General features: G+C 49.0%; 10 protein-coding genes and 1 pseudogene. 9 read left to right on the forward strand and 2 right to left on the reverse strand.

The features are described from left to right. The 3 genes from AQR02_RS33285 to AQR02_RS00930 form a co-directional block, all read left to right on the forward strand. Positions 1–718: discoidin domain-containing protein (locus AQR02_RS33285; RefSeq protein WP_245237017.1), on the forward strand; the 718-nt coding region annotated here is incomplete at its 5' end. A gap of 254 nt (positions 719–972) precedes the next feature. Beyond that, positions 973–2451, forward strand: a complete 1479-nt coding sequence (locus tag AQR02_RS00925) for a potassium/proton antiporter (protein WP_054938987.1) — start codon at positions 973–975, stop codon at positions 2449–2451. A 238-nt stretch (positions 2452–2689) separates the two neighbouring features. Further along, a complete protein-coding gene (locus tag AQR02_RS00930; protein WP_054938988.1) occupies positions 2690–3145 on the forward strand; it encodes a Dps family protein in 456 nt (151 codons plus the stop codon). Positions 3146–3306: 161 nt separating this feature from the next. Here AQR02_RS00930 and AQR02_RS00935 read toward each other — a convergent pair whose 3' ends face one another. Beyond that, a complete protein-coding gene (locus tag AQR02_RS00935; RefSeq protein WP_054938989.1) occupies positions 3307–4011 on the reverse strand; it encodes an AIM24 family protein in 705 nt (234 codons plus the stop codon). Between the two features lie 37 nt (positions 4012–4048). Then, a complete protein-coding gene (locus AQR02_RS00940; RefSeq protein WP_054938990.1) occupies positions 4049–4543 on the reverse strand; it encodes a hypothetical protein in 495 nt (164 codons plus the stop codon). 269 nt (positions 4544–4812) lie between these two features. Between AQR02_RS00940 and AQR02_RS00945 the strand changes: the two genes are divergently transcribed. The 6 genes and pseudogenes from AQR02_RS00945 to AQR02_RS33290 all read left to right on the forward strand — a co-directional run. Continuing rightward, positions 4813–5499, forward strand: a complete 687-nt coding sequence (locus tag AQR02_RS00945) for a M50 family metallopeptidase (RefSeq protein ID WP_054941941.1) — start codon at positions 4813–4815, stop codon at positions 5497–5499. A gap of 183 nt (positions 5500–5682) precedes the next feature. Beyond that, complete coding sequence (locus tag AQR02_RS00950) at positions 5683–6333, forward strand: hypothetical protein (protein WP_054938991.1); 651 nt, start codon at positions 5683–5685, stop codon at positions 6331–6333. Positions 6334–6588: 255 nt separating this feature from the next. Beyond that, positions 6589–7554 (forward strand): helix-turn-helix transcriptional regulator, encoded by a 966-nt coding sequence (locus AQR02_RS00955; protein ID WP_054938992.1) that lies wholly within the window; start codon positions 6589–6591, stop codon positions 7552–7554. Positions 7555–7811: 257 nt separating this feature from the next. Continuing rightward, the gene (locus AQR02_RS00960) at positions 7812–8804 is read left to right on the forward strand and encodes an ABC transporter ATP-binding protein (protein WP_054938993.1); all 993 of its coding nucleotides are present in this window, start codon (positions 7812–7814) and stop codon (positions 8802–8804) included. Continuing rightward, positions 8801–9793, forward strand: coding sequence for an ABC transporter ATP-binding protein (locus AQR02_RS00965; RefSeq protein WP_054938994.1), 993 nt, complete (start codon positions 8801–8803; stop codon positions 9791–9793). Before AQR02_RS00960 ends, AQR02_RS00965 begins: the two co-directional genes overlap by 4 nt. Before the next feature lie 382 nt (positions 9794–10175). Continuing rightward, positions 10176–10421: pseudogene (locus tag AQR02_RS33290) on the forward strand (ABC transporter substrate-binding protein); the annotation flags it as partial.

The raw sequence follows: 10421 nt of genomic DNA on the forward strand, positions 1-10421 counted from the left end.
GACCCTCGCCCCGGGGGAGGCAGTGCAGTATATTCTGCAGCCCTCCTCAGAGGTAGCGGATGCGGCGCCGCAAGGCTTCAAAGCCGCAGCAATTAAAGGATTATCCATGAAACTGAGCTGGCTGGAGGCCCCCGGAGCAAGTTATGAAGTGCTCCGGGCCGACGGCTCCGGTGGGGATCTGAAGGTTATTGCTACAGGAATTCAAGAAACCGGATACATCGACAGCAGGCTGCAGGAAGGTACGCTTTATACGTATGCGGTAAGAGTTGCAGGTTCAGGTGTTATGTCTGAGAAAGTACAGATTACGGCTACTGGCTTGGTTCCGCTTGACCGGACCGAATGGAAAGTGTCGTCCAATGTCAATACCGAAGCCTCGAATCCGTCAAGTGCGATAGACGGAGACCGGCGTACACGCTGGGATACCGGCAAACATCAGGCCTCGGGAGAATACTTTCAGATTGACCTAGGCAAAGAGCATGCGGTGGAGGCTGTAGAGCTGGACTATTCATTGTCCTCCTATGACTATCCGCGTGGTTATGAGCTATATGTATCTAGTGATGCGGCGAATTGGAAGCTTATGGTTAGAGGGAAAGGGCAGCTGAACAGCACCAGGATTATCTTTTCCCAAGTAAAAACCCGCTATATCAGAATTTTGCAGACGGGTTCCGGCGGTAACTACTGGTCCATTCAGGAGATGCTGGTTTACTCAAGAGAATAATACGCTTGATGGCAGAGAAATGCTGCTTAATAAGGAGACCCAGCTATATTCATGGCCGGGTTTTTTGCGTTGGGGGGAATCTTCCGTCTTAGGGAAGTTCAATACACGGATGGATGTATGATGCTACAGAGTTTGTGCATTCTAAATGCAGTGTGGACCGCTTGTCTCAAAAAAAGCATTTAAGGGTTAATAACGTAATAACGCTGGAACAGAGGTAAGCATTTTACTAATAGAACAGGGGGGAGATGCGGAAAATGACTCATTTAGCGGACAGTGTCATCTTATTGCTCGCGGTTCTTCTGCTGATTGGAGTGCTATCAACCAAATTCTCGACACGATTCGGGATGCCGGCGCTGGTGCTTTTTATCTTGGTAGGGATGGTGCTCAGTCATTTTGTATATTTTAATAATGTATCTCTAACTCAAATTGCCGGAATATTTGCCCTTGTGGTCATTTTATTCGAAGGAGGAATGCAGACCAGCATAAAGGATATTCGGCCGGTTATGGCTTCCGCATTGTCCCTGGCCACGATCGGGGTGCTCCTGACGACTGCCATTGTAGGGGTGTTCGCCAGGTTCGTGCTCGGAGTGCCGTGGGCAGAAAGCCTTCTGTTCGGGGCAATCGTCGGTTCAACGGATGCAGCTGCTGTTTTTTCCGTTCTCGGCGGCAAAAATATTGACAAGCGCCTGACCTCCACACTGGAGGCAGAGTCCGGAAGCAATGATCCGATGGCTGTATTTCTGACGGTATCCCTGATCGAATGGATTGAACATCCGGACACGGCAATATGGAGCATGCTGCTGTCCTTTGTCTGGGAGATGGGGATCGGACTCCTGATGGGGATTCTGATTGGCAAGCTGGCTGTATATTCAATCAATAGAATCAATTTGGATTCCACCGGACTGTATCCGGTGCTGGCGATAGGATTTGCTGTATTGACCTACGGCGTTTCGACGCTTGTGCACAGCAGCGGATTGCTCGCCGTTTTTGTGATGGGATTGACACTTGGCAATTCAGAACTGATGTACCACCGGACCATTACGAATTTCAATCACGGGTTCGCCTGGATGATGCAGATTGCTATGTTTATCCTGCTCGGTCTGCTTGTATTCCCTCAGGAGCTCTCTGAGATAGCCTGGCAGGGGCTGCTGCTGTCTGTTATTCTGATGCTCGTGGCCCGGCCTGTCGGGGTATTTCTAAGCCTGCTCTTTGCCAAGTTTTCAGTCCGTGAGAAGACATTGTTATCCTGGGCAGGTCTGCGCGGCGCGGTGCCGATCGTACTGGCTACCTACCCGCTTCTGGCCGGGCTTCCTGAGGGGCGGATGTTTTTTAATGTGGTTTTCTTCGTTGTCCTGACATCGGCTGTTATTCAGGGGACAACCATCTCCCCGCTGGCTTCCAGATTAAAGCTGGTGGGTAGTGATGAAGCGGCACAGCCGTCGCTTATGGAGCTGGTTGCGCTCGGCAAAACGGATTCCGAATTCAATCATATCGGGATTGAGTCAAGTATGCCTATTGCCGGAATGCAGATAGCGCAGCTGAATTTACCGGATGACATTCTATTTACGGCGATCATCCGCAATAAGGGAATCGTTACACCGCACGGCAGCACCGTGATTCTCCCCGGGGATACCGTTTATGTGCTGAGTCCTAAGGCTAAACGTGAGGAGATGCGGGCGTTTTTCCGGAGCGGAAAAGGCAAAGCAGCGGAAACATATATTCCTCCGGTGTAACAAATATGCCAATTATGTAATGTTTTATTCCATAGTAGGTGATTTGTGTCAATATAGGCGCATTTAGCATAATGTGACGCAAATAACAGGTTTCTAAAAGGAGGTATGCTAGAATTTGCAGCAACAAAATCGTGAAATGCTTGCAGAAAAGCGATATTTATGTTATATTGTATATAGATTTAGAACAAGTCTAAATACAATAAACAATATATAATTAAACTATAGGAGGTTATTTAGAATGAGTACTCACGTAAAGAACCAGACAGAACTGCACGCAGCTTTGAACCGCCAAACCGCGAACTGGAGCCTGCTTGGGGTGAAATTGCATCACTACCACTGGTATGTTAGCGGAGCACAATTTTTCACTCTGCATGCCAAATTCGAAGAACTCTATACTGAAGCAGCCACATATGTGGACGACCTGGCTGAGCGGTTGCTCGCTATCGGCGGTAAGCCGGCCTCTACGATGGCACAATATTTGGCCCTGTCAGAGCTGAAGGAAGCTGCCGGCGGCGAAAGCCCCAAAGAAATGGTTGCCCAGCTCGTTAAAGACTTCGCACTTGTCGCCGAAGAGCTGAAGAGCGCCACCCTGGCTGCGGAAGAACTTAGTGATCAACCGACTGCTGATCTGCTGATTGGCATCAGAAGCAGTGTTGAGAAGCATGCCTGGATGCTGAACGCTTATCTGGCTTAAGGCCAAAAATTAACTGAACGCTAGAACTGCAAGCCTGTGTATGGGTTGCAGTAGCATAAGAGTGCCCGTGCGATAACCGCACGGGCACTCTTATGTTTAAATATCACAATGTATAAGTGGAGCTTCGCTTATACTTGTTCTGGTACTTCTCTCTGACAAGTTTATTTGATAAATACACCACCAAACGGCAGCGCCTCGCGCAGAAACCGTTTAACAATACCGTCCTCGTTATTGTCCCGCTCAAAGCGGCGGCTCTGGCGTCCGGCTTGAAACAGCACAGGTCCATGCCCTGTCATCTTCCAGTGATAGCTCATATGCTGGCTGGCCAGATGATTGCCGTAAACGGTCAGCTCAAGCTTGGCATTCTCCGGATACGCTATAAGACTGCCTGCATCGACGTAGAGCGGATCGGAGGGATGAAGCTCGGCTTCACACACCGTTCCTTCCGTCAGTATACCGATGCTCCCGCGGCCGGCAAATTTGACTTTGACAATGTCGCGGGTAACCAGCATATTCTTCATGCTCAGCACCCGCGTCTGCATCGTAATTCCCTTACTGTAGAAGAAGAGATGCCTGAAATCATAGAGCAGATCGCTTTTCCCGTTCAGCTGCAAGGTCTTGACCCGGAAGCCGGGAGGCAGTGCTGCCACAAACCGGCAGGGGCCGGAAATATCCGAACGGATCAGCTTGCGCTTGCGGTACATGCCTTTGACGTCCATTAGGCGGTCTGCCCGTCCTGATGAGGGCCCCTGATAGGCGATAATTTGCTGGGGATGCAGCACATGAACCTCTTCATTCTCCCCGACAGTAAAAGCAACGGCCTGTCCGCTCCCGCTGTCGCCTTCATCCTGGACATCGACGTTCATAGAACACACTCCTTCATATTAGAGAGATTCCAGGCTGCTAGCGCAACCGATCCCCTCTTCTTGAGCGGTGGCGCATGGTAAAGCGCAGCAGCCGGATAATCAGGAAATAACCAAGGATAAGGGCGAATCCGGTAATCAACGTAACCTTTATCCGGTTATAGTAGTTCTCCCGCGCAGTGCGGTCATTTTTCAGTTCGTCAACCACCAGGCTTAACTGGCGGTTCTGCTCCTGCAGGGCCTCGTTCTGGGAACGGTATGCTTCCATTTGCTCCTGGGTCTGTCCCAGCACGTCTACTGTCTCACTGAGCTCATCTTTGGTCTGCTGTAGCTCCTCAACTGTCTCCTGGTAGTTTTCCTGCAATTGATTCACTTCACCGGGCAGTTCTGAGAAGTTCTGCAAGCCTTTATATAAATCACTGAAATAATTGGCTTCTGCTGCCGGTGCGGGGACGCAAGCGGAAATTCCAAGCAGCAGAAGAGCCGAACCAAGCAGCTTCATCCATAAGTTTGATAAGTGTTTTTTTCTGTTCATCTTTTTCACCGCCTGTATAGGTTCAACCTGCTCTTATTTTAACATAGAGCAGCATTTATAGGCATTCATCAACGAATGAAGTTTGACATCATTTGGCGCCTGGTGGAAGATCACCGTGTTACTTACGGCCGCCAAGACTTAAGCATTTTTACCCTGCCGATGACAGCAGTAACCATAGAGTAATACAGCACTGCGGACTGGCAGGTTTCATTTTGACTACCTTGCAGCAGGAATATAACGTATACTTTGAACGGGAAGGGGCTGAGGATATGAATAAATGGCTGAAAACGCTGCTGTTTCTGGTAGGGTCGGCGCTATTGACACGCTTTATTCCATTTTCATCGCTATTCCGCAATCTGGATACGATGTTTCATGAATTCGGGCATGCGCTGATGACCCTGCTTCTCTCAGGTGATGTGCTGAGGATCGAGCTGTATGCGGATCACAGCGGTGTGACGTATTCTGCGGTTGAAGCCGGTCTTAGACCGGTGCTGGTGTCATTGTCAGGCTATCCGCTTGCCTCCTTATTCGCCCTGCTGCTGTTTTATTTGTACAGTAGGGGACGTGTGCGTTGGGGTCTGCTTCTGTCTGCTGCTGTGGCTTTGATTATGCTGGTGCTGTATGTGAGAGGCGCCTTCGGTATACTGTGGCTCAGCGGTTTGATCGCACTCAATCTGGCGATGGTGTTCCTGTGGCCCAAGGCAAGCAAATATTACTATCTGTTTCTGGCTTTTCTGACCCTGGAGGAATCTGTAACCGGTACGCTGTATCTCCTGTCTGCTTCACTGTTCTCTCCGTCCCGGGCAGGTGATGCGTCTAATTTAGCCGGATTAACGCCTTTGCCCGCAATATTCTGGGCAGTGGTCTTCTTTCTTTTTTCATTCCTTTGCGCGAAGTGGTCTCTGGGATATTTTTTCAGACAGGAACGTTTGCAGAGACAAAAAGGCGGCAGGTAGGAATCATTCATTTCGTCACGTTTAGACAAAAAGTCATATTTAGCAAAGAGGCAATCAACTTTTAAAGTAGATTGCCTCTTTTTTTGTCGATATTATAGATGCGAACATACATTCCATGACAAGGAGTTGTCCGCCATTATTGGTACATTAATAGAAGAACCAAAAAAAGAAAGAGGTGGAAATATGCAAGCAAGTATCCAGCCCATATTTACATGGAGCCGCAACCGTGTTTTTGCAGGAGTTCCCCAGAGTTTAGTGTTGCTTGTGGAATGGAAGGGTCTTACTCCGCGTGAGGAGATTCGCAAGAAGAGCCGCAAACTGCTTGCCCGGGAAATCGAGCTGCGCATATGGCTTGAAGCCCACATGACATTTACAGGAGCTTATGGCTGCATCACTGAAGCAGGAGAAGGAAGATCACTGCTTCTGAAGCTGGGTAAGATCCATTCAGGGTCACGCAAATACATCTGTCTTGAATTTAAAACCGAAGCCATGACTGCTGGAATTCATGAAGCACTCTGGCTGCAATGGCAATACAGACAACCTCCTGTGGAGCGGATAAGAGAGCTTCCGCTGCAAAAGCTGGGACTGGAATATACGCATCATACCGATGTGCTGGGTAATGCCAGCAGCTTTCATGTTGAGAAGCATATGGAGCTGCTGAGAACGGTGAAAGTACTGGAGGAAGCAGCTATGCAGCGTACGTGTAACGCGGACCCGGCACTGTCCGAGAAATTGCGGAGACAGGCAGATAAACTGCTGCTGCTGGCGGCGCGCTCTGGTGATATGCAGCTGGTGAAGGAGGCGGAGATGGTGTATAGACAGCTCGAAGCTTAACTCAGCTGGACATAGTGAAGGGGTGGAACGAAGCAGATTATCAGTTGGAATGAACTGAAACATACATAATAGCACAACCCAAACGCTCTTTCTCGATCATTTAACAGATCATGTAATATATATGTGTGGTAATGTAGTAAAATAGTTCTATTATATTATCTTAATTCGGTTATTTCATTATTAGTTGTAGATATATATAACTAATTCATTTAAAATAATGGGTCTATTTTACCATATATCAAGGGGAATTGAAAAATGACAGACCGATTAATCCGGCTGATGCGCATTATCACACTAGTGCAAGCTAAACCTGGAATCCTGGCACGTGAGCTGGCGGAACGCTGCGGCAACAGTGAAAGAACGATATATCGGGATATGGACGCGCTAAGCGCAATGCATATCCCGATTACCCATATGGGACATGGGAAGGGATATGCGTTTATCGGTAATTTTGCATTGTATCCTTTAGATCTGACGGATAATGAGACGGCTGCATTTTCCCAGCTGCGTAATGTGATGAAAGACATCAAGCCTATGCTGCCGATTGAATTTGAAAATGCCTATGAGAAAATAATGGCTGTACAATATAAGCAGAATGTAGAAAGGGAAGAAAAAATGGAAAGCGTCACAAAAGAAGCCGGGAATCCTTGGACGGAACGGAGTCCAATGGCGATTGAGCAATCGGCTTTTTTAACGGAAATATTGTCCGCTGTGATGAAACAAAAAAGCTTCCAGGCGGACTATTGCGAAAATGCAAATGAGGAAAGAGGGCTACAGATTGATCCGTACTGCCTTGTTCCGCTGGAGAACCGGATTTATGTGATCGGCTTATGCCACAGGTTTGGGAGGATCCGGGCTTTTCATGTTAACGGTTTTTCCAATGTTACCGTGCTGAATAACTGGTTTTCAAAGGAACGGTTTGATTTACAGTCCTTTATGTCGCAGAAATGGAGCCTTGATCCGGACAGCCTGCAGATAGAGTTCAGAATCAGGTTTTCCGAACGGATGATGGACAGAATCAAATACGAAGAGCTGATGGTAAAACCCAGTAAAGTGGACCGCCAGAACTGCTGCCTGCACTTTAAAGTAGCTATCGAACAAGATATCGGTTTTGTCCGCTGGATCATGGGGTTCGAGGAGGAAGCGGAAATATTGGAGCCGTTGTATTACCGGGACGTGTTGAAATACCATATGGAAAGTTGGCTAATGTTATACAAATGACGTAGGATGTTACAGGAATTATTCCTGTTTCACCGTTATTAAACCCACTAAGTTCATCGGGTTATTTAAACCTACAAGTTTTTCTTGTCTACTATAGATTTCTATAGTAATGTTATACATTAAATAACAACTATGTTGATTAAACCCGAATTTAATATCATTTGATGTCAGGTTTGGGTTATAATATCTTACTTTTTAAGGGTTTTTTATCCTCCCATTTGACCTTTGTTCAATTTTTAGTAGAAAGAGGGTTCATCATGATCCAGCCAATTCTGAAAATTGAGGATTTGCATACCCATTTTTTTACCGACCGCGGTGAAGTGCCTGCCGTTGACGGCGTTGACCTGTACATCAATCCCGGGGAGGTCCTCGGCGTGGTTGGCGAATCCGGTTGCGGTAAAAGTGTAACCTCGTTGTCCATCCTGAAGCTGGTTCCGAACCCGCCCGGGAAGATTGTGGGCGGCCGTATCCTATTAAAAGGTCGGGATATCGTCCCGCTTAAGGAAAAAGAGATGCGTAAAATCCGTGGTGATTCCGTATCGATGATTTTTCAGGAGCCAATGACCTCGCTCAACCCGCTGTTTACAGTGGGGCAGCAAATTATCGAAACAGTGCGGCTGCACCGCGGCTTGTCCAAAAAAGAAGCGCGGGAGCATGCGGTCGAGATGCTGCGCAAAGTGGGGATTCCCCGTCCAGAGGCTATTATTGATGAGTATCCGCATCAATTGTCAGGGGGCATGCGCCAGCGGGTAATGATCGCGATGTCGATATCCTGCAGTCCGGAGCTGCTGATTGCCGATGAACCGACTACGGCGCTGGATGTAACCATTCAAGCGCAGATTCTGGATCTGATCCGTCGTTTGAACGAAGAACAGGGAACAGCGGTGATGCTGATTACCCACGATCTTGGCGTCGTTGCAGAGATGTGCCACCGGGTTGCCGTAATGTATGCAGGCAAGGTGGTTGAACAGGGCAGCGTACGTGATATTTTCAAGAATCCGCTGCATCCGTACACCCGTGGCCTGATAGAGTCCGTACCGCGGATGAATGAGACCCGGGAGCGGCTGTATTCCATCCCCGGCAATGTGCCGATTCTCAGCACAGAGATGCAGGGCTGCCGGTTCGCTCCCCGTTGTGCAAATGTTATGGAGGTCTGCCGTGAATCGCTTCCGCAGCTTACCCTGCAGGAGGAGCAGCATAGCTGCAGATGCTGGCTGCATGAAGTCAGTCAGGAGGAGGCAGTGGTATGAGCGAAAGCCTGCTTGAGGTTAAGAACCTCAAAAAGTATTATCCGATCAACAAAGGATTCTTCAATAAAACGCAGGGCTTCATCAAAGCTGTAGATGATATCTCGTTCTCGGTAAACAAAGGCGAAACCTTTGGTCTGGTAGGGGAGAGCGGCTGCGGCAAATCGACAACCGGGCGTTCGCTGCTGCGGCTGATAGAGCCGACAGCAGGCGAAATCTGGTTTGAAGGGCAAGACATCACGAAATTGTCGATGGAAGAAATGCGCAGGCGCCGCCGGGAAATGCAGATTGTGTTTCAGGATCCGTTTTCCTCACTGGATCCGCGAAATACGGTGCAGCGGATTCTGGAAGAGCCGATGATCGTTCACGGTGTAGGCGATGCTAAGCAGCGGAGGGCTGCCGTGGAGAGGCTGGCAGACGTTGTTGGTCTTGCCAAGGCGCATCTGCAGCGGTATCCGCATCAATTCTCAGGCGGACAACGCCAGCGGATCGGGATTGCCAGGGCACTGGCTCTGCAGCCTAAACTGATTATCGCCGACGAACCGGTGTCTGCACTGGATGTTTCCATCCAGTCACAGGTGATCAATCTGATGCAGGATTTACAGCGGGAATTCGGATTGACCTACATATTTATTGCCCATGATCTTAGCGTAGTGAAGCACATCTGCGACCGGGTTGCTGTAATGTACCTGGGACGGATCGTGGAAGTTACGGATAAGTATAAGCTGTATGACGAACCGCAGCATCCTTATACACAGGCGCTGCTCTCGGCGGTTCCCGAACCGGATCCGGATATCCGTAAGGAACGGGTAATTCTGCAGGGTGAAGTGCCGAGCCCGGCCAATGCGCCGGTAGGCTGTGCTTTTAACACCCGGTGTCCGCGGGTGATGGATGTATGCCGGAATGTAAGGCCGCCGCTGCTTGAGACCGGAGCAGGACATTTGACAGCCTGCCATCTCTATGACGGAGAGGCGAATGTCCGGCTAGCTTAGAAGACTAACAACCACATCAATATAAGATGAACGGTAGGTATGATTGGAGGCAAAAGCAGCGGAGGGGAAGTTTGGAACTGTAGGAGCGAATGCGTCCGCCTTTAGGTTTGGATTTCTACCGCGAAATGCGGTTAAAATTGGGAAATCCAAACCTAACAGCGGCCGGAAGTCCAAACATTCCCCGCAGCCTGCGAATGATGCCGGAAGGGTGAAGCTAGAGTTCATTTTATACAGAAAACTCCACCCAGAATGATCCTTCGTATTCATCGTGAACGGTAATGGCCGTGAGTAAAGGAAGTGGATTTGGTATATGGCTGCACTTTGCTGCAGCTCCATATAAACGCTTTAATACATTTAATGATAGAAGGGAGCTTTTCTAGAGATGAAGAAATGGAGTAGTCTTGCACTGGCAGTAACTCTTGGGGCTGTTTTGACACTAAGTGGCTGCGGAGGTAATAACAACAATGCCGGCACAGAAGCAACTGCGGGTTCCAATGCAGCGGCAACCACCGCACCGGAAAGCTCTCCGGATGCAGCAGCATCCGTACAGGACACATTGATTCTGGGACGCGGCGGCGACTCAGCCTCGCTGGACCCGGCCATCGTAACTGACGGCGAATCGCTTAAG

The sequence above is a fragment of the Paenibacillus ihuae genome (genome assembly GCF_001368795.1).
Taxonomy (GTDB): Bacteria; Bacillota; Bacilli; order Paenibacillales; family Paenibacillaceae; genus Paenibacillus_AQ; species Paenibacillus_AQ ihuae.